Annotated in this window: 20 protein-coding genes; 15 read left to right on the top strand and 5 right to left on the bottom strand. The window is 69.5% G+C overall.

Annotated elements, in window-relative coordinates; genetic code table 11:
• The first annotated feature begins 103 nt into the window (after positions 1-103).
• The 9 genes from ACH01S_RS18310 (at position 104) to ACH01S_RS42335 (ending at position 6,400) form a co-directional block, all read left to right on the top strand.
• Positions 104-373 (top strand): hypothetical protein, encoded by a 270-nt coding sequence (locus ACH01S_RS18310; protein ID WP_067892749.1) that lies wholly within the window; start codon positions 104-106, stop codon positions 371-373.
• A gap of 147 nt (positions 374-520) precedes the next feature.
• Entirely contained in the window at positions 521-937 is a 417-nt protein-coding gene (locus tag ACH01S_RS18315; RefSeq protein WP_067892751.1) for a hypothetical protein, read from the top strand.
• On the top strand, positions 934-1,095 hold the full coding sequence (locus ACH01S_RS44450; protein WP_169809294.1) for a hypothetical protein: 162 nt from the start codon (positions 934-936) through the stop codon (positions 1,093-1,095). The genes ACH01S_RS18315 and ACH01S_RS44450 overlap by 4 nt, the downstream gene beginning before the upstream one ends.
• Positions 1,095-2,180 (top strand): phosphoadenosine phosphosulfate reductase family protein, encoded by a 1,086-nt coding sequence (locus ACH01S_RS18320; protein WP_067892753.1) that lies wholly within the window; start codon positions 1,095-1,097, stop codon positions 2,178-2,180. Before ACH01S_RS44450 ends, ACH01S_RS18320 begins: the two co-directional genes overlap by 1 nt.
• A gap of 220 nt (positions 2,181-2,400) precedes the next feature.
• The gene (locus ACH01S_RS46035) at positions 2,401-2,826 is read left to right on the top strand and encodes a bifunctional DNA primase/polymerase (RefSeq protein ID WP_246236395.1); all 426 of its coding nucleotides are present in this window, start codon (positions 2,401-2,403) and stop codon (positions 2,824-2,826) included.
• Entirely contained in the window at positions 2,771-3,364 is a 594-nt protein-coding gene (locus ACH01S_RS46040) for a bifunctional DNA primase/polymerase (RefSeq protein ID WP_246236394.1), read from the top strand. Before ACH01S_RS46035 ends, ACH01S_RS46040 begins: the two co-directional genes overlap by 56 nt.
• A complete protein-coding gene (locus ACH01S_RS18330; protein WP_174564893.1) occupies positions 3,361-4,569 on the top strand; it encodes a DUF3631 domain-containing protein in 1,209 nt (402 codons plus the stop codon). Before ACH01S_RS46040 ends, ACH01S_RS18330 begins: the two co-directional genes overlap by 4 nt.
• Before the next feature lie 197 nt (positions 4,570-4,766).
• Complete coding sequence (locus tag ACH01S_RS18335) at positions 4,767-4,961, top strand: helix-turn-helix transcriptional regulator (RefSeq protein WP_067892755.1); 195 nt, start codon at positions 4,767-4,769, stop codon at positions 4,959-4,961.
• Positions 4,958-6,400 carry a tyrosine-type recombinase/integrase gene (locus ACH01S_RS42335; protein WP_174564894.1) on the top strand — a complete coding sequence of 481 codons (1,443 nt, stop codon included), beginning with the start codon at positions 4,958-4,960 and terminating at the stop codon, positions 6,398-6,400. Before ACH01S_RS18335 ends, ACH01S_RS42335 begins: the two co-directional genes overlap by 4 nt.
• A 24-nt stretch (positions 6,401-6,424) precedes the next feature.
• Here ACH01S_RS42335 and ACH01S_RS45395 read toward each other — a convergent pair whose 3' ends face one another.
• From ACH01S_RS45395 to ACH01S_RS18350, 3 genes are read right to left on the bottom strand one after another with little or no spacing between them, the layout of a single operon-like run.
• Positions 6,425-6,991, bottom strand: coding sequence for a site-specific integrase (locus ACH01S_RS45395; protein ID WP_218010306.1), 567 nt, complete (start codon positions 6,989-6,991; stop codon positions 6,425-6,427).
• A complete protein-coding gene (locus ACH01S_RS45400; RefSeq protein ID WP_218010307.1) occupies positions 6,988-7,962 on the bottom strand; it encodes a hypothetical protein in 975 nt (324 codons plus the stop codon). Before ACH01S_RS45400 ends, ACH01S_RS45395 begins: the two co-directional genes overlap by 4 nt.
• Positions 7,959-8,156: a helix-turn-helix transcriptional regulator gene (locus tag ACH01S_RS18350; protein ID WP_067892761.1), complete on the bottom strand. Its 198-nt coding sequence runs from the start codon at positions 8,154-8,156 to the stop codon at positions 7,959-7,961. The genes ACH01S_RS45400 and ACH01S_RS18350 overlap by 4 nt, the downstream gene beginning before the upstream one ends.
• Before the next feature lie 1,399 nt (positions 8,157-9,555).
• Here ACH01S_RS18350 and ACH01S_RS18355 point away from each other — a divergent pair.
• On the top strand, positions 9,556-9,846 hold the full coding sequence (locus ACH01S_RS18355; protein ID WP_148344022.1) for a hypothetical protein: 291 nt from the start codon (positions 9,556-9,558) through the stop codon (positions 9,844-9,846).
• 308 nt (positions 9,847-10,154) lie between these two features.
• Here the strand turns inward: ACH01S_RS18355 and ACH01S_RS46900 are convergent, their stop codons facing one another.
• Positions 10,155-10,751: a hypothetical protein gene (locus ACH01S_RS46900; protein ID WP_222869194.1), complete on the bottom strand. Its 597-nt coding sequence runs from the start codon at positions 10,749-10,751 to the stop codon at positions 10,155-10,157.
• Between the two features lie 1,810 nt (positions 10,752-12,561).
• Here ACH01S_RS46900 and ACH01S_RS18365 point away from each other — a divergent pair.
• The 3 genes from ACH01S_RS18365 (at position 12,562) to ACH01S_RS18375 (ending at position 14,713) form a co-directional block, all read left to right on the top strand.
• Positions 12,562-13,068, top strand: a complete 507-nt coding sequence (locus ACH01S_RS18365) for an NUDIX hydrolase (RefSeq protein ID WP_218010308.1) — start codon at positions 12,562-12,564, stop codon at positions 13,066-13,068.
• A 65-nt stretch (positions 13,069-13,133) separates the two neighbouring features.
• Positions 13,134-13,997 carry an NTP transferase domain-containing protein gene (locus ACH01S_RS18370; protein WP_067892768.1) on the top strand — a complete coding sequence of 288 codons (864 nt, stop codon included), beginning with the start codon at positions 13,134-13,136 and terminating at the stop codon, positions 13,995-13,997.
• Entirely contained in the window at positions 13,994-14,713 is a 720-nt protein-coding gene (locus tag ACH01S_RS18375; protein ID WP_067892770.1) for a phytanoyl-CoA dioxygenase family protein, read from the top strand. The genes ACH01S_RS18370 and ACH01S_RS18375 overlap by 4 nt, the downstream gene beginning before the upstream one ends.
• 38 nt (positions 14,714-14,751) lie before the next feature.
• Here ACH01S_RS18375 and ACH01S_RS18380 read toward each other — a convergent pair whose 3' ends face one another.
• Positions 14,752-16,707 carry an SIR2 family protein gene (locus ACH01S_RS18380; protein ID WP_067892773.1) on the bottom strand — a complete coding sequence of 652 codons (1,956 nt, stop codon included), beginning with the start codon at positions 16,705-16,707 and terminating at the stop codon, positions 14,752-14,754.
• A gap of 137 nt (positions 16,708-16,844) precedes the next feature.
• Here ACH01S_RS18380 and ACH01S_RS18385 point away from each other — a divergent pair, with 137 nt between their 5' ends.
• Together ACH01S_RS18385 and ACH01S_RS18390 are read left to right on the top strand one after the other, a co-directional pair.
• Positions 16,845-18,305: a thiamine pyrophosphate-dependent enzyme gene (locus tag ACH01S_RS18385; protein WP_169809297.1), complete on the top strand. Its 1,461-nt coding sequence runs from the start codon at positions 16,845-16,847 to the stop codon at positions 18,303-18,305.
• Positions 18,302-19,339: a mannose-1-phosphate guanylyltransferase gene (locus tag ACH01S_RS18390; protein ID WP_067892777.1), complete on the top strand. Its 1,038-nt coding sequence runs from the start codon at positions 18,302-18,304 to the stop codon at positions 19,337-19,339. Before ACH01S_RS18385 ends, ACH01S_RS18390 begins: the two co-directional genes overlap by 4 nt.
• The last annotated feature ends 33 nt before the right edge of the window (positions 19,340-19,372 follow it).

Raw genomic sequence — 19,372 nt, forward strand, 5'->3', positions numbered from 1 at the left:
AGACCTAGAGGCCTCTCTAGACACCCATCGGCCGTCTGACCAGTGATCTAGCGCCTAGACCCGCCACCTGCGACAACCGCCCAAACCGCCCTGGAGGCCACTTGTGAGCCCCCTGCTCGCCGCTGCTAGCCACACCGCCCACCCGTCCGCCGCATGGCTCCTGCTCGCCACCCTCGGCGCCGCCGCCTACCTCGCCCACTGCGTCATCTGGCCATATCGGGCCTGCCGCAAATGCGACGGCGCCGGGCGCTTCCGCTCCCCATCCGGCCGCACCTGGCGCTACTGCAACCGCTGCAAAGGCCGCGGTGCGCAACTGCGCACCGGCCGCCGCGTCTGGACCCACCTCAAGAACGTCGACCGCAACCGCCGTTAACCAGCCGCCCAGCCCCGGCGGCGCCGCCGACCGCCCGACAGACAAACGGGCGGCCCGACGCACAAGCCACCAAGCACGCCGCCGGACCGCCCTACCCAACCGTTCACGCGCCCCAACGAGGACTCGCGAAATGGAGGTACGTCCATCATGACGCACAACCCCTCCGAACTTCCGCCTGTCGAGCAATGGCCCATGCTGGCCGCGCCCGACTGCCCCACCTGCCAACGCCCCACCGACGTGGCATGGATCAGCCCCGCCACCATGGCGACCGGCGCCGAGGTCAACGTCTGGCGCTGCCACGCCTGCCCCGCCGACTTCGCCATCCCCGCCGTCCGCTGGCCCGTGCTGGACGGCCCCGACTGCCCGCACTGCCGCACCGACGTCACCTGCTGGGCCGCGCTCGCCCCCGACACCCTCGGCGACCTGTGGACGTGTGAGCACGGGCACGAGTTCGTGCTCACCCCCGAAGGGATCGTCATCACGCCTGGCAATGAGGACCTGTCGGACTGGGCGCCGGTCTGGCCGCGCACCAAGCGCGACCGGCACGACGGTGACCCCGCATGACGCGCCCCGCCAAGCCCGTCGCACCGGTGACCCGAAGGACCGCCGAGTTGCGCCGAGGGAACGCGATCTATGTCCGCGGCATCGGCACCGTGCCCGTGGTCGCGGTGATGCCACTGCCGCGCGGTCAGGCGCTCATCGTGCTGCCTGGGGAGGCGTGATGGGACGCCGGATCACTGCCCCGGCGATGCTGCCCGGGATGCCCGACACGGTCGGCGGGCAGCCCGCCAAGGCCGACGCGCCGCCACCCGCCCGCACCTTGGACGAGGCCATTGCGCGCAGCCATGACATCATCGCCGAAGCCCTGGACCGGTACCCGATCGTGGCGCGGCAAGCGCTGATATCGGGCGGTAACGACTCCACCGTCCTGGCGCATCTGGTGCGCGGCTATCTGGACTCCTCACCCGATGACGCCCTGGTGCACGTCAACACCGGCATCGGGATCGAGGACACCCGCCAATACGTCCGCGACACCGCCGCCGCCTGGGGACTGCCGCTGCGGGAGCTGCACCCCCGCGACTCCTACGAAGACCTCGTTCTCGGCAAGGTCATCGCCCGTACTGGACCCAATGCGGGCAAACGGCAGGTGTGGGTGGGGTTCCCCGGTCCGGCCGGACACAAGGTGATGTATCGCCGGTTGAAGGACGAGCCGTTGCAGCGCAACCGCGCCGCGATCCTTGGCCGGTCGGGCAGGTCGCGCAAGGTGCTGTACCTGGCGGGGATGCGGTGGGGCGAGTCTGACCGCCGGTTCCGCAACGCCCAAGAGATCGACCCGCAAGGCGGCATCGTGTGGTGCTCGCCCATCGTGCACTTCACCAACACCCAAATGGCCGAGTACAAACGCCGGTTCGGTCTGCCGCGCAACGAGGTCACCGACCACCTGCACATGTCCGCCGAATGCCTGTGCGGCTCCTACGCCAAACCCGGTGAACTGGAAGAAATCGAATTCTTCTACCCCCGCACCGCCTACCGCATCCGATCCCTGGAGAAGAAGGCCGCCGACCTGGGCATCACCAACTGCCGGTGGGGCCGCAAACCCCCCACCGGTAGCACGGTCAAGCCCGGCACGGTGGCCGGACGGCTGTGCTCGGGCTGCCCCGAACCCCAGCAGGGACAGACCGACCTATTCCAGCAATGGGCCGCTCAAGGACTGCTGAGCCCCGAACACGCCCGCGCCTTCACCACCCAAACCGACACGTCACCGGGCGGGGCCTGCGCCACCGCCACGCCTGGGGGTGGGGCATGACTCGCCCGCCTACTGGCCTGAACTGGCGCTCGGCCGTGCACTGGGGAGGCGGACGCCGCCTGCCGTGCGCGCACTGCGGAAGGGGCGCGTTCTGCCGCGACGAGCACGGCCACCCCTGCCACAAGACGTGCGCCGAAGCGGTCATGCGGTACGCCACCCGTGGTGCCCGGGACAACGCTGGGCGCTCGTCCAGCGCCCTGGGGTTGGACGGTGAGGCCGCATGACCGCCACCCGAGCTACGGGCAGGACCATGCACACCGCTGCCGCCGCGCTGGCGTGCGCGGCGCGCGGCTGGCACGTGTTCCCGCTGCGTCCCGGCGACAAGCGGCCCCTGCCCCGGTTCACCGACTGGGAAGCCCACGCCACCACCGACCCGGCCCGGATCCGCGCCTTCTGGGGCCGCGGCCCGGCGTTCAACATCGCGATAGCGTGCGGCCCCTCCGAGCTGGTGGTGGTCGACCTGGACACCCCCAAGCCCGGCGAGCACCCGCCCGCCGCCTGGGCGCTGCCGGGGGTGAACGAGGGCGCCGATGTGCTGGCCGTGCTCGCCGAACGACACGGCGAGGCGTTCCCCCCTCGACACCTTCACCGTGACCACCCGCCGCGGCGGAACCCACCTGTACTTCACCACCCCGCCCGGCACTGAACTGCGCAACACCTCAGGGCGGCACGCCACCGGGTTGGGCTGGCTGGTCGACACCCGCGCCGCCGGTGGCTACGTCCTCGCCCCGGGAAGCTTCGTAGATCTGCCGGACGGCACCGGGCCCTACCAGGTCGCCAACCCGGCGGCCCCGGCCCCGCTGCCGCAATGGCTGGCCCGGCTGCTCACCCCCGCCCCGCGCCCCGCTCCGCCCTTGAGTGCCTCGCCTGTCGCCGGGACCGTGGCGGACCTGCCCGCCTACGTCCAAGCGGCACTCAAGGGAGAAGCGGCGCGCGTCACCGCAGCGGTCACGGGTGGCCGCAACCACGCGCTCAACAAAGCCGCCTACAACCTCGGCCGCCTGACCGCCACCGGCGCCCTAGACGCCGACTTGGCCGCGTCCGTGCTATTCGAGGCCGCCTCCGTCCACTTCTGCACTGGCCCCACCGCCTTCACACCCGCCGACGCCCGCGCCACCATCCGATCCGCGCTGGCCGCGGGGGCTCGCAACCCACGCACCATCACCAGGGGGAACCCCGCATGACCACACCCGCCGACCAACCCCGCCACCCCGGCGGCACCGACGCCGCCGACCCGCCCGCCGATCTGGACGGCGCGGCCCTGCTGAACAGGCTGCGCGGCGCGCTGACCCGGTATGTGATCCTGCCGTCCCCGCAAGCCGCCGATGCCGTCACACTGTGGATCGCCGCGACCCACGCTCAACCGGCGTGGCCGCACGCGCCCCGGCTGGTGATCCGCGCACCGGAGAAGCGGTGCGGCAAGTCCCGGCTGCTGGACGTGGTGGAGGCGACATGCCACGCCCCGTTCATCACCGTCAATTCCTCCCCGGCCGCGGTCTACCGCTCCATCACCGACGACCCGCCCACCCTGCTAGTGGACGAGGCCGACACCATCTTCGGCGCCAAAGCCGAAGGAAACGAAGACCTACGCGGACTGCTCAACGCCGGGCATCAACGCAACCGCCCGGCCAAGCGCTACGACGCCAACTCCAACCGCGTCGAATCCATCCCCACCTTCGCCATGGCCGCACTCGCCGGAATCGGCGCCATGCCCGACACCATCGAAGACCGCGCCGTGGTCGTCCGTATGCGCCGCCGCGCACCCGGCGAAACCGTCGCGCCGTTCCGGCACCGCCGCGACCGGCCGCCGCTCCGCCACCTCGCCGCCGACCTGTCGCGCTGGCTGCGCGCCGACCTGCCGACACTGGAAGCCGCCGAACCGCCCATGCCGGTCGAAGACCGCGCCGCCGACACCTGGGAACCCCTCGTCACCGTCGCCGACTACGCGGGCGGACAGTGGCCCGACCGCGCCCGCGCCGCCGTCCTGGCCCTGACCGCCGAGGCCGACGACAACGGCCAGATGTCCACCCGGCTGCGGCTGCTCACCGACTGCCGCACCGCGTTCGGCGCCGACCCGGCCCTACCGACCGCCGTTCTCCTTGACCGACTCAAGACCGACCCCGAAGCCCCGTGGTGCGACTACGGGCCCAACGGGCTGACCGCCATGAAACTCGGCACCATCCTGCGCGAATACGAGATCCGCTCCAGCAACATCCGGTTCCTGGACGGCACCCAGGCCAAGGGCTACCAGCGCGCCGACTTCACCGACGCATGGGCCCGCTACTGCCCCCAACCCACCCGACCCGAGGACGAGAACACCCCGGCCGCCAGGGGTAGCCGTCCCAGCCGTCCCAGCCTCGTCATCGCAGGTCAACGCGGGACGGCTTGAAACCCTGGGACGGCTAAGCCGTCCCACCCGCGCAAGCCGTCCCAGCCTCACCAGCACAAATGACCCTGGGACGGCTGGGACGGCTACCCCTCGCCCAACCACCACACCCACCCCGGCGCACAAGCCACCAAGCCCGCCGCCGGAACCAACCCCGAACCCAACCGGTCACGCTCGCAGCGATGAGGTGAAAGCCACCGATGGCCAAGAGGTCAAGAACGTGGATCACAGTTCCCGAAATCCTCGAAGAACTCGACATCACGCGCCGCACGTGGCAGCGGTGGCGCGCCCTCGGTAAGACGCCGCCCTGCACGGTCCTGCCGAACCGCAAGCTTCGGGTCCGCCGCGTGGATTTCGAGAACTGGCTCTCTAGCCTGGAAGAGAGGGCCGCGTGAACAAGAGTTACGACGTCCGATTCTGGAACGTCACCGTTAAGAAGGGCAGGAAACGCCCCTACGTCCTGCGCTGGCGCGTGGGCGGCAAAGTCCAAACCAGGCCGTTCACCACACAAGAACTCGCAGCCAGCTATAAATCGGAACTCATCCAAGCGGCGCGGCGCGGTGAGGCATTCGACATCGACAGCGGCCTACCTGAATCCATGATTCGCGCCGCGCTTTCTGTGACCTGGTACAGGCACGCGCGGGACTACGTAGACGACCGCTGGGACAAGGTGTCCGCCAAACAGCGGATTTCGATCGCTGAAACGCTCACCGCCGTCACAGTAGCCCTCACGACCAGCCACAAGGGCGCACCGGACTCCGAGACACTGCGGAACGCGCTACGCCGCTGGGAGTACAACAAGGCACGACGCGAAACCGACCGCCCCGCCGAGGTGGCCGCTGCACTCAGCTGGGCTAGTAGGGCATCGGTACCGCTCGCTCACCTCGCCGAGTTTGAGGGCATCACGCTCGCCCTAGGCGCGTGCGCTCGCAAGCTGGACGGTACCGCCGCCTCTCCGAGCTATTACACGCGACGCCGCCGTGTGCTCTACAACGTGCTCAAGTACGCCGTCCAACGAAAACGCCTCACCGTCAACCCCATCGACGGACTCGACTGGAAGCCAATAGAAGACGACGAGGTGTGGGAAGAAGTAGACCCGGCGGCCGTCCCCTCTCCCCGCCAAATGGAGGAACTTCTTACGGCAGTCAGCTACGCCGGACCTCGGCGAGGCCCTCGACTGGTGGCGTTCTACGCCTGCATCTACTACGCGATGATGCGCCCCGGCGAGGTTGTGTCTCTGCGGGAAGATGATTGCGAGCTTCCCTCGATGGGATGGGGACGGCTGATGCTCGCCGGTTCCAAGCCTTCGGTCGGAACCGAATGGACAGACTCCGGCGAATACCACGATGACCGCGGGCTGAAAGGACGCAGCCGCAAGGCCAAGCGTCCTGTACCGATTCCGCCGCAACTCGTCCGGATTCTGCGAGACCACATCACCCAGCACGGCATAGCCCCAGACGGCCGGTTGTTCCGCACCGAACGCGGGGGAGTGCTGCTCCCCTCCGGCTACGGCCAGACCTGGCACATGGCGCGTGAGCTGGCGCTCACGCCTGCCGAGGTCGCATCGGACCTGGCCCGGCGCCCGTACGACCTCCGCCACGCTGGCGTCTCGCTACGGCTCAACGCTGGCGTCCCGCCTACTCAGGTCGCCGCGTGGGCGGGACACAGCGTTGAGGTTCTGCTCAGGATCTACGCCAAGGTCGTCGCCGGTCTGGACAGCCTGTGGGAGGGGCCATCGACGACGCCCTCGGCGGCTAGATCCTGGAACACAAATGGAACACGTTCCGTGGCATTCCGCGTCCCGTGGTGGCATCTGATGTCACCTGGCCCATGAACGAAGAGAGCCGGTTTCCGCAGGTCAAGCGCGGGAACCGGCTGTTCGTTGTGGTGCGCCCCCTGCAGGATTCGAACCTGCGCACACGGCTCCGGAGGCCCTGTTCGTAAACTTCGTTGAGCTGCGGAGATAGGGGGTCCTAGGGCCCCTCGGTACCCGCTCGGTACCCGACCTCGATGAGGACCTCGGGGAGCGGGCCAGCACCGCGTCGAGCCGATCGAGCCAGACGTCCTCGAAGCCGGCGACGACCTTGGCGTAGATCTTCTGCAGCACCTCCGGGCTGTGCCCGGCCCATTCGGCGACCTGGGTGGGAGGAATCCCCGCGTAGAGCCTCACCGACACCCCGCCGTGACGAAGGTCGTAGGGCCGCCTCATCAGAGGCGAGTCCCGCTCCTCGGGGGTGAGCCCGATCTCGCGCGCCCGCTGCCAGACCCGCCAGTACGTCGACGGCTGGATGATGTTGCCGTTGACGCTCCGGAAGAGGCGGCCGTCCTTCGCGACCCCGAACACGTCGATGTGATACCTGAGGATCGCGACCAGTTCCGGAGGGATCGGAACCGGACGCACGGTCTTGCGGCTGCGCCCCTTCAAGCCCCGCTCTTCGTGGACCTGGCCGCTGTCGGTCCATGCCTTGCCCGTGGAGGGCGCCGTCTTGGAGACAAGGAGCCGCCCCCAGCCGGTGGCCGGCAGGACGCAGTCCTGCTTTCGGAGGCCGATCGCCTCCGAGGGGCGCAGCATTGCGAAGTACAGGCACGCGAAGAACGCGACGAACCGCGGGCCTGGGTCCTACCGACCTTGCCGATCGCGGTCAGCATCAGACGCATCTGTTCAGGGCTGCCGACGACCCGGGGATCGACCTCCTCGTCCTCCTCGTCCCTTCGCGGCGGCTCCCAATGCAGGCTTTCATCGTGAAGAGGATTGCTGCCCAGACGTTTCCTGCTGACCGCGTATCTGAGCGCGTTGGAGAGAACCCGGCGTCTGCGGCTGAAGTAGGCCGGGGCCGAAGGGGTGCCATCCAGGTTCTTGGCGCAGGCGTCCAGCAGCGTCCGCAGCACATCGTGGTCGGCGAGGTCGGAGACGGCGGGGGTGGCCTTGGCCACCCACCGCAGTGCCGCATCGGTCTGCGCCGAGCGCGGCTCGTCGCGCTTTCGGGGATTGAACGCCCAGTTCCGCAGCGCGCGCCTCAACACGTCCGGGTCCGGTTCTCCCCGCTTCCCGGCGACCAGAGCGGCGGTCACCGTGACCAGCGTCTCGACCATGGAGACCCGGTGGTTGGCAGAGGCCGCGGGCCATTTCTCGTCGATGTACTCGACCGCGTGCTGGAACCACGGGACATTGCACATCTCGCGGAGCTTGCTCTCCGGCCACCCGCTCTCGACGTCGAAACCCTCGCCCCGTCGAGCGGCCTGGATCAGCGCCGACCGTTCGCTGTCGGCCAGGGCCTCGGTCTGATACCACCGTGAGTGGCGCTTGTTCCTGACCTTCCAGCGCACCCCATAGGGATGCTCCTTGCCCTCGCGGTAATTGATCTTGTAGATCGTGACATCGTGGCTCATGCTCACCTGACGTCGACCTCCTCAAGGGAGTCGAGCCAGGACTCGTAGTCGGTGCGTCGGATCCGCAGTTCGCCGTTGGGTAGGCGTTTGCACGGGGGAGTGCGGCCCAGCGCACGCCATTGCTGCCAGGTCCGGCGGGGGATGTCCAGGTCGTCCAGGATTTGCCTGACGGTGAGCCAGTTCGGTTGTCGGTGTGCCATCGTAGGAGGCGCTCCTTTGAAGGGGCCGCGGTCCCGGCGTCGTTCTTGGTGGTTCGGCTGCCGGGACCGTGTCATGAGGGGACGGAAGCGGGGAGCGGCGAGGCCGGGGCTCCGCCGCTGCGACCTCGCTGCGGCACGTCACACCCCGACCGGGCGGTCGTGCAGATCATCATAAGCACCCTGCCGCTTCCAAGACCGTAGGTCGGAGGCGCTGAGGCGCCCTGCGCACGCACTTCGCTTGTTGAGGCGAGAGGGTCATCTTCGGCGCCGCCTGCTGAGAACAGGCAGGTCGTTCGCCGGTGGCAGGGCGAGGCGTTGAAGCTTGCCGCGTCGCCCTGGGCATGATGACTGGCCCACTGCGTTGGAGGCGTTGTGCGCCGGAGTTCGGGCTGGCCGTCCTGGTCGATGACATCGGCGGCGCGCGTACGTGACGAGGGGCCGGAAGAATGCCGGGGACGCGAAGACGGCGCGGGCGCGAAGTCCGGAGAGTCGACGGTTGGTCGGACGGACTCGGGATGATCTCGGGAAGGCGCGATGGAGGCGGTTGCTTCGGCCTGTTAGACATGCCAAACGCATGGCCTGATGGTATGTGATGGATTGTCACGGAGAGTGTCAATAGCTCTGTAGACGAGTATCTGTCATTCGGCCAAGTCACCGATCGTGCTTGTCAGTGCATTCTCCTCCGGAGAGTTGTGAACCGTCCGTGTAGGCCGCCGAGCCAAGCCGGTCACTGTCTTCGCCGCGGCGAGGTGTGGCTCGATCTCAAACCCGAGGTCGACAAGGACGAGGAAGTCGGAGACGGGATTCCAAGAGCGTTTCTGGGGAGCTTCCGGCCTGCGGTCGGCGTTCAGGTCCAGGGTTCCTCAACTTCTCCGGCGGCGGTCAGGCCGAAGCGGCGGAGTTGAGTGCCCTGGCGGTCACCGGCTTTCTCCCGTGTTCGGGCAAGGCTAAGTAGTGCGTAGGGGTACCCGGCGTCGACAGCCTGGAGGGCAAGCCTTTTAGCGTTTCGGAAATCGCCCGTTCTTTCGCGCTCCTGGGCTAGGCCCATCAGCGGTTTGGCGTTGCCGGCGTGGGCGGCATAGAAGGCGAGCCGTTCAGCGCCCTGGGGATCACCAGTCCATTCTCGAAGTGAGGCAAGGCGTGCCATTGCGTCGGCGTTTCCGGCGTCGGTGGCCTGCTGGTAAAGACGTTCGGTGACTCCGTGATCACTTTCCTTCGCATGCGCTATGGCCAGGCCCCCTGTCCGCTGTGGTGTTTCCGGCGTCGGTGGCCTGCTGGGCGAGCCGTTCAGCGCCCTGGGTATCACCGGCCGCTTCTAGAAGCGGAGCAAGGTGCGCCATCGCCTCGGTGTTTCCGGTGTTGGCAGCCCGCTGGTAGAGCGGGCGCGTTCTGTATGGGCGTGTTGTTCAAGGTAGTCGGCAAGCCGGTACAGCGCATGGGGAGCGCGAGGGTCACCTGGGCGGGGCTGGTGCTCGACCAGCGCGCCGGGCAGGCGCCGATGTTGGGAGGCGAGTTCGTCCAGCGCGGTCGGGAACCAGGCGGTGCCGCCGACCTGGTCCCATTCGTCCTCATCGAGGTAGCCGGGGGCGGCGTCGTGTACAGCGGTTCGGGCAGGAACAGGCTGTGGCCCAGGCGGCGAGCGTCCATCGCCGCCCGCAGCACAGCCCGCGCCGGGCTCGTCTGCTCGTAGCGGCGCAGCAACTCGGGGCCGCCTGCCAACTCCTGGGTGAGCCGCCCGCCGTGGGCCTGATCGGCCGCGGTGCGCAGCCGCGGGTTGGTGCCGATGATCGTGGCCAGGTCGGTGAGCTGCTCGTCGGTGAACCCTGACGGTGCGGTGACGGACGCGGCCTGCCCGAGCAGGGGTCCGCGCGGCACGGTGCGGATCGGGCCCTGAAGGACTTGCGGGAACATCGGTCAGCGCAGCCCGGAAGCCGGGCCACATCGATCCCAGCACCAGCCCGCGTGCGGGGTCGGCCAGCAGCGCCTGCAATTCGGTCGTCACTCTTCCCCGCCGACAGCCTGCAAGTAGAACTGGGCCTCGTTCAGCCAGATCACCGTGCGCGCGGCGAGCCGCCCGGCGCGGACCGCCTCGGCCAGCGCGGTCGGACGCTCGGGGGGCAATGGATGCCAGACCCGCCAGTCGGTCAGTTCGGCGCGGATCGCCTTTTCGCGGCCACTTTTGGACTGGGGCGTCGGTGGTGTAGCGGGTGGTGATGGATACACCGTTGGATTGTGGAACAGCCAGGGCGTAGTTATGTCGAGGACATCACAGAGTTCACCCATCAGCTGATGCATACCGGTCGGCGCTGGCGTCGGTGGTTCGCTGCTGGCCGGATGACGGCTATCACCTGCTCGGCGGCGGTCCCAGTTACCGCTGCGACGGCAGCTCCACGGTGGGTCATGGCGCTCTTGGGGGCTGTAGCCGTAGTGGCCGAGGGAGCCATCGGCATCTCTCGGTTCGATCAACGGGGACTTGTTGCCACTGCTGTTGCGCGGGACATGCTGAGCGAGCTTCGCCTGTACAAGGCCAAGGCCGGCCCGTACAAGGGAACAGACGCCGTGGCGGTCCTGGCTGACCGCATCGAGGGCATGCATCACAGCGCCTTCGTCTCGATGACCGAGCTTCGCCTAGGGGCTCGAGACCAGCCCGCTGCATCAGACGCTGACGCTGCCAGGGGCACGTCGCCGAGTCGTTGACACGTCCCGCCGATATCGGCGAAGGAATCTTGTCGGTGGCCGGCCGGGTGGCGGTCGCCCTGGTGCCTTGGACCGCATGAAGAGTCCCAGTCCCCTCGCAGCGCTCCGTGCTGCGGTGAGGGGACTGGAACTCCTGAGGTGCGGCTTGTCAGAAGGTGGGGCGTGGGCCCTTGTCTGCGTCGTTGTGGAGTTTGATGCCGCGGAGCTTGCGTGCGGACGGATTGCAGGAGAAACGCGCATCGTTGTTCGCTCTCTACCCTTTTCTGCGTGTTTGCGTCTCAGCGAAAGCACCGATGGGTCAGAATCGAACCGGTGGTCTCCGGCGGCCGCAATCCTTGCCGGAACACCGGGTTTTTCCGGGACGGCTACCGCGATGACCTGCAGAGATGCGACGCTGAAGCGGGACGGGGTGGGACGGGAGAGGCGCAAATGGGCCAACGATCAAGACCGAATCGGGATCGGTTGGTGTCCGGTGAACGAAAACGTCTGGCTGAAATGATCGCGGTTCTGGCCAGAGGAACAGGCGAAACGGGATTGAGAGCGCAAGCCGCCGCTCTCGGGGTCAGCAAGACCAGTTTGAGCAACTGGATCAAGGCGCGCCAGTTTTCAATAACGGCCCTTCACCGAACTCCTCGCGGGCGCAAAGCTGACCGATGCGGAACTCGCGGAGTATTGGGCTGCTTATCGGGCCGCTGCCGACTGTCCTGTCTTCCCTCTGCCACCCGAACCGGATGGCTCCGATGCCGTCGAGCAGCCTGCTTCCCAGGAGCCTCAGGCTGCGAACCGGTCGGCTGGCCGCGACGCCCCCCGCACCTCCGCCGCCCTTCGGCGTGAGTCCGCCCGTGCCGAGTCCAGCGTCCTGGATGCCACCGGACTCTCCGCGGGCTCCGTCGGCGCCCCATCGCCAGTTGTATCCCCTCCGCCGCATGCGCGGCTGTCGCCGCCGCGTCGGAAACGGCGGGTCCGGGGTCCGGTGGGAGCGCTGATCGCTGTCGCGGCGGCCAGCCTCGGCGCGACTGCGCTGCTTCTGTCCTGGCCCGGTTCCCCGCCCTCACTCCGGGCCGTTCCGCAGACACCCGAGCGGCGGTCGTCACCACCATCAACGACGAACCCTGGCCCGTCGCGTTCCGCTTCATCCACAGACGGCGAGGCCGCCGGCGACGGCGCCCCCGCCACCAACAGTCACAGCCCCAGCGCCCAGCCCCCTCAATGAGACCGATACCAGGTGACCGCCCGCGAGATGCCCCTACGCACTGAGGACAGCCGCCCGTTGAGAAACCAGGTCCTGCAACACGGCACCAACCTCCTGTGCAACGCCGAGGCACCTCCACAGGCCGCACCCAGTTGTGGTACGTCACCGCCGATAACGGCCAGGCCGGCTGGCTTCGTCCCGACAGCCGTTGGCTCGAACCCATCTGCGCGGGAGCTCACTAAAGCCGTGTCGGCCATCTGAGGATCGCCTGATCAAACCCCTGCTTAGGCCGTGGCGGGGGCGGTTCGCCGGCGTCGCCGGTACAAACTCAGGCCCGTCCTGATCTTCCAGGACGTGACCGGACTCGACCAGCGCCTCCCATGAGGGCTTGCGACGTAACGACGTTAGTTGTACTCTAAGTGAGTCAATCTCAACTAGAGAATAACTGGAGGGAGGTCGGCGAGGTGGGCTGGCGTAGAGTGTCGGGCCGTGAGTGCCTCTCTACGCTGGCGGGAAATGTCCCGTAGGACGGTCTTTGAGAAGCACGGCCGGGGGATCGACCAGGTCGTCTTCGAAATGCCGGACGGGCGGACGGAGGAGTTCTACATCAAGTCCGGGCGGGCCACGGCCGCAGTGGTGGCCCTGACCGCGGAGCACCGGGTCATCGTCGCCCGGCAGTTTCGTCCCGGGCCGCAGGAGTTCCTGTACGAACTTCCCGGGGGGTTCGTGGGTCCTGGCGAGGATCCGCGACACGCCGTCGAGCGCGAGCTGCTCGAAGAGACGGGGTACCGGGGGGACGTCTCCTTTGTCGCGCGCTGTCATGTCGACGCCTATTCGTCGGTGGCACGGCACTGTTTCGTGGCCACCAACTGCGTGAAGATCGCGGAACCAGCGCTGGAGGACAACGAGTACGTCGAGGTGGGGCTCCATTCCGTCACATCTTTCAGGCAATTGTTGCGCAATGGACGGATGAGCGACTCAGAGGCCGGCTATCTCGGCCTTGACCATCTTGGGCTGCTCTGACGCTTTCTCCGAGCGTGCGCCGCGGCTCATGTCCACGGTTCTCCTCAGAACACACGGATGAGTCCATGAGAACAGCAGCCAAGAAGGCTTGGTACTCCAGTCTCCGGATCTCGCTGCCGGACGACGCCCTCGCTCTCGTCCTCGCCGGCGGCAAGGGCACGCGTCTCAAGGCCGACGGCGACCCCGAGCTGCGCTCGACGCCGAAGGTCCTGGTGTCCATCGACCGGCCCGGCGGGGCCACTGCGATGCTCGGGCACACGCTGACCGAGCTCGACCGCTGCGGTTTCCCCCACATCGCCGTCCTGACCGGGGCGGATCCCGAGGCGGGGGCGGCCGCGGTCGAGAGTTACACCCTCACCCGGCGGGCGGGCTGCCGGTTCGGGATCTACCGGGAGCCCTATCCGCTCGGCACGGCCGGGGCCGTGTACGCCGCGCTCAGCCAGGTCACGGCGAGCGTCGCGGTGGTCGTACCGGCGGACACGCTGTTTCCGCACGCGCTGCTGCCGGCCGCCGTGGTCGCCCATCAGGCGTCCGGGCACGGCGTGACGTGGACGGTGACGACGGAGCCGGACGAGCGAGCGCAGAACCGCGGCAAGCTCCTCGTCGAGAACGACCGCATCGCCCACGTGCTGGAAGGGCTGGAGCTGGACGAACCCGACTGCCCCGCCGGGGCCGACCTGCGCCCGGCGACCAGCGCGGGCGTGATCATCGTCGACCGCGCTCGCTACGTCGATCATTTCGAGCGATACGTCGAGCGGCTGGACGAGCCCGGCCCGACCGACCTGTACCGGCAGTTCGTGCCGTGGCTGCTGAGCCGGCGCGCCGGAATCGGGGCCTTCGACATCAGGCAGGCCGCGCCCGACCTCGGGACGCCCGAGCGGTTCCGCGCGTTCGGCCGTACCGGCGCCGTCGAGGCGGAGGGACGATGATGCTCACCGCAGAAGAGGTACGCCATTTCCGGCACAACGGGTACCTGGTGGTACGTCATGCGGTGCCGGACGCGCTGCTCAAGCAGACCCGCGAGCTCGTCCAGGAGCACTGGAGCCCGGCGGACGAGCTTTCCGAGGACGGGCAGGTGAAGCTCTACCGCATGTACGAGCGCGATCCGGGGCGCATGCACGCGCTCGTCGCCCATCGCGGCATCGTGGAGCCGTTACGGGACCTGCTCGGACCCAACATCGTCTACGTCCTGAACCGGCACAACCAGGCGACGGTCAACGGACCGGGCGAGTCGAGACCACGGCTGCACCGGGACGTGCTCCAGTGGAGCCGCGGCCTGGTCACCGTGATCGTCTACCTGGAGGACGCGACTGTCGACAACGGCTGCACCAGGCTTGTACCGGGGTCGCAGTACCTGCCCTTCTTCGGGGTTCCCCAGCCGGAGGGCGGGGGGACCTGGATGGACGAGCACGCAGAGTTGCGCGACCTCGCCGACCAGGCGGTCCCCGTGCCCGTCCCGGCCGGGGGGATCCTGGTCTTCGACAGCCTGGTTTTCCACTCCGTCGGCCTGAACCGCAGCACGGGCACGCGGATGAGCGTCACGGCGGGCTACCGGAGCGTGGACGAGCTGGACGCCACACCCGACGCCACGCGGGAGATCCTGGTCACCGGGGAGCTGATCTATCGCGGCAACGACCGCGGCTGACCCGAGGGCGGCGGGGCCCGCCCCGCCGCCCTACGCCGTCAGGCCAGCAGGGCGCGCAGCCGGTCCACGGCGGCGTTGTCGGCGGCGCCTTCGAGACGCTGTAGGTAGCCGTCGATCCGGTGGGGCGGGACCGGCAGCGAAAGGTCCCCGTCCTTCATGACCAACAACACCTTCAGCGCCAGCGACGGGTTGCCGCACACGTCGGCGAGCCGCAGGGCCTCGACGAGATGGTCCTCCGCCTGGCCGCGCAGCGCGGAGCGCTCGGCGGGGTCGGCGGTCGCGGCGGAGAGGGCGAGCAGCCGCTGCCCCGCGTCCCGCGCCGAGATCCCGCCCGCCATCACGTCTCCGACCACCTCGGCGTGGGACAGCCCGCCGGTGTCGACCGCCGAGCCCGGAGCGAGCCGCGCCCGGTACTTGGCGACGTTGAGCACGCCGCGCATGTAGCCCGCGAGCCTGGCGGCAAAGCCGACCGGCGTCCACATCAGGCGGGCGACGGTCCGCCGCGGCGCCGCCGGGAGCCTTTGCAGGACGTGTGCGACGACCGAGCAGATGCGCACGAGATGCTCGATGTAGTCGAAGGCGAAGTCGAGCGCGTCGTAGAACCGCGTGCTCTCGCGCCGCACGCGGCCCCGCAGCAACGCCCAGCCGAACAGCGGGAAGAGCAGCCACGCGGCAACGACCATTCCCGCCAACGCCCGGGTCCGCAGCCGCCGGGGGACGAGCCGGGACCGGACGCGCCGGTCCTGGATGATCCCACCGCGATCCCGGAACCGGCAGTTGACGACGGCGAGCTGCGCCCGGCCGAAACCGAGGACATCGCGCCGGCGGAGCGCCTGGCTCCGGGCCCGGACCGCGAGGCGGCCCGCCGTGACGAACTGGTCCATCGACTCTTCGGCGAACTGGAGCGCCATGATCCCCCGCAGCGTCGTGCAGGGATCGGGGCGCCCGGTCAGCAGCTCGACGGTCTGCGGGAAGTCGGCGACGGTGTTCAAGGTCACCGCGAGCGCTTCCAGCGCGGACTGCTCACCGGTGACGACCTCGCCGATGCGACACCGGACGGCGTCGCGCAGGCGGCGCTCGAACCTCGACCGGACGGTGTCGGACACGGATGCGGGCACGGCGACTGCGCCTTTCACCGCCGAGGCCCCCTCCTCGTGGCCGGGTTCGCGGTCGTGGACGCGCCAGTACTCGCGGGCGAGGTCCTCAAAGCTCGTCTCGCAGAGGGTGACGCCCGGGATCGTCCGGGCACGGTGGTCACCGTCGAACTTCCGGTCGACCCAGAGAACGTCGCGGCCTCGGGCGTAGCGGAAGAGCCACGGGAAGACGTCGAAGTCACGTCCGCTGTAGCCGACGACGAGAATCTTCACGGCTCCGCCGACGTAGTCGCCGCGCAGCGCGCGGAAGGAGCTGCGCACGAGGTCGGCGGACTGGCTGCGCAGGCGCGCGGTGTCGGCCGCGCTGCCGTGCAGTTTCCAGACGGCCACCTCGTCCGCGCCGCGGGGACGGCGGCCGGAGAACGACGTCCCGCGGGCGGGCAGCCCGATGACGGCCCGGCGGCCCTGGCGGCGTACCGCCGCCTCCAGGAAGCAGTCGAAGTTCGTGGTCAGGATGGGCAGGCCGTCACGCGCCGCGAGCTGCGCGAGCAGGTGGTGGCCCGCGTTGGGCCGCGGAGCGTCCGCACCGTCCCGCCAGGCCACCCAGTCATAGGCGCCCCAGAGCTTGAGGTGTCGGGCGGTGCCCATGACGGCGGCGATAGCGGCGTAGCAGGACTCCGGGAGCAGCCGCTCCCGGAACTCGGGCGACAGCGCGTCCGGCGACCCTTCGGGCACTCCGGCGATTTCGGCCAGCGTGCCGAGCGTCTCGCTGATCACGGTTGGCACGCTCGGCGCGCAGGCGGGTGCGGGAATGGACAGTCCGGCGCCGGCGATGGACAGGCACGGTCCGGGGGAGGTGAGCCAGGCGACGGCCTCGTCGGTGCGGATGGTCTTGGTCATGGGCCTTCCCAGGAAGTCGGAGGGATGTTCTACTAACCCTGAGAAAAACTCAATCTGAGTTTAACTATTCTCGGCGCCCGGAGGGGATCATGGAAAGCGTCGTCACCGCCCGCCCGGAAACGGCCGCGTGCTTAGACGTGGCAGAGGGCATCGCCGACATGGGAGCGCACGTCCTCGCGGTCGCGGGCGCCCCGGTCACCCATCTCGCCCGGCTGCTCGAAGGGCGGTCGGCCTTCGAGTGGGCGATCAACGAGAAAAGCGCCCTTGACACCGCGGTCGGCATCTCCGCCGCTGGGGGCCGGGCATGCGTGGTGCTCAAGCACAACGGGCTGTGCACAGCCCTGGACTCCCTGGTCAACGCCTCCGCGCACACGATCGGCGGCGGCCTCGTCGTCGTGGCCGGGGACGACCTGGACGCGTCGAGCTCCACATGCCTGAACGACTCGCGAGCCCTCGCCTGCGCGGCGCGCACGCCGATCCTTGAGCCCATCGGGCGAACGGACGCCCCCCGCATCGTGCAGGACGCCACCGTGCTGTCCGAGCGGCTCGGCGTCCCCGTCCTCGTCCGGCTGACGTCGGCCGCGCACGGCCACTGTGGGACGGGCGAGCTGCCCGGAGGGGCCGGTGTCCTCACCAAGACCGGTCTCGGCGTCGACCGGGATGTTGCGCATGGCCTCACCAAGCTGGGACGCCACCAACGGCAGCGGCTCATCACCCTCGAAGCCGTCCGCCAGGAGATCGACCACGGCGCGTACACCGACCTGTCCTGCGCGAGAACGTGCCGCGACGGGGTGATCGCCGTGGGCGCGGCGACCCGCCACGTGGCCGCTGGCGACGGCCGGTGCGTCCTCACCCTGCGGGTCGGCTGGCCGCTGCCCGCGCAGGTCGCCGAATTCGTCAAGTGGCATCCGCGGGTGCTGGTGGTCGAGGAGCCCCTGCCGTTCACAGAGGGTCTCGTCCGCGCTCTGCCGACCGGGCCGACCCGAGTGCGCGGACGGAGCAGCGGCCATCTGCCGCCCGAGGGCGCGCTGTCGACCGAACTGGTCGCGCGGGCGTGGGACCGCGAGCCCGGCGGCTGGACGACGATCGGCCGCAAGCCCGACCGGCTGCCGCCGATCGGCCGATACGACGCGCTCTACCGAGCGGTGTCCCGGCTCTACACGGAAGGCGCGTTCGTCGCCGCCGACGTCGGCTCCTCGGTGCGCCTCTGCTACCCGCCCTACACCGCGGCGGACGTGGCGCTGAGCCTCGGGTCGGCGGTGGCGGTGGCGTCCGGCGCGGCGCGGGCGGGCCGCCGGGCCGTAGGGGTGATCGGCGACTACGGGCTGCTGCACAGCGGTATGGAGTCGCTGGCGGAGGCGGCGGCCCGGCGAGTGCCGGTGCTGGCGGTCGTGCTCGCCAACGGCGTCCAGGCCAAGACAGGCGGGCAGCCCGTCCCGCCGGTCGGGCTGGAGCGGCTCGTGCGGTCGCTCGGCATCCGCCGCGTCGACGGCTGGGACGACGAGGCCGTGCCCGCGGACGCCGCCCACCGCAGGCTGCGCACGCTGCTGCACGGGGACCTGCCCGCGGTCGCGCTCGTCCGGGACGGCCGCCCATGAACCTGCACGTCGTCGTCCTCGCGGGCGGACAGGGCACCCGGCTGTGGCCGCTCAGCCGACAGCGCGCACCGAAGTTCCTCCTCGACGTCGGGCTGGGCGAGCCGCTGCTGGCGGACGCGCTGCGCCGGGCCGTCCGGCTCACCGACCCGTCGCGCGTCCACATCGTCACCGGAGCCGACCATGTCCAAGAGGTCAGGGCGATCGCCGCGCCGTTCAGGGTGCTGCAGGTGATCGTCGAACCGTCCGCCCGCGACACGGCCGCCGCCCTCTGCCTGGCCACGGGCGTGGTTGCCCGCGCCGACCCCGATGCGACGCTGGTGTCGCTACCCGCCGACCAGGTCGTCCGGGACACCCGGCAGCGCTGGACGGACGTCCTCGCACGCGCCGTGGACGCCGCGCAAACTGGCCACCGCCTGGTCTGCGTCGGTCTCGTTCCGGAAGAGCCGAAGACCGGTCTCGGCTACATCCGGGCACCCGCCACACGCGATCCGGGCGGCGCACGACCGGTCCTGGCCTTCCACGAGAAGCCGGACCGAGCGACGGCCGAGGACTACGTCGCGTCCGGGGAGTGCTTCTGGAACACGGCGATCATGGCCTGGGAGGCGGAGACGTTCGCGGCAATGGTCGGCGCACACGCGCCCCACCTCGCGCCCCTGCTCGCGCCGGGGCCGCTCAACCGGGAGAGGTGGGAGAGCGTCCCGCGGATGGCGATCGAACCTGCCCTACTCGAACCCGCCGCCGCGGCGGGCAGCCTTTCCCTCGTGCCCGCCGCCTTCGAGTGGAGCGACGTCGGCTCCTGGACGACGGTCGCGCGGCTCGACGGGACGGAACCGGGCGAGTCGGTGATCCGCCGCGACGCCGACGGCTGCTTCGTGCACCCCACCCCGGGGCGGCGCTACGTGCTGCTCGGAACCCGGAACCTGGTCATCGTGGACACCGGCGACGTCGTCCTGATCGCCGACCGTGACAGTGACCAGGACCTCAAGGGCCTCGTGAGCGGGCCGATCCGACAGACCTGGCCAGACCTGCTGTGACCCGGGTCATGCCTCGGTGAGGACGAGATCGCG

Source organism: Actinomadura chibensis NBRC 106107, assembly GCF_001552135.1.
Taxonomy (GTDB): Bacteria; Actinomycetota; Actinomycetes; order Streptosporangiales; family Streptosporangiaceae; genus Spirillospora; species Spirillospora chibensis.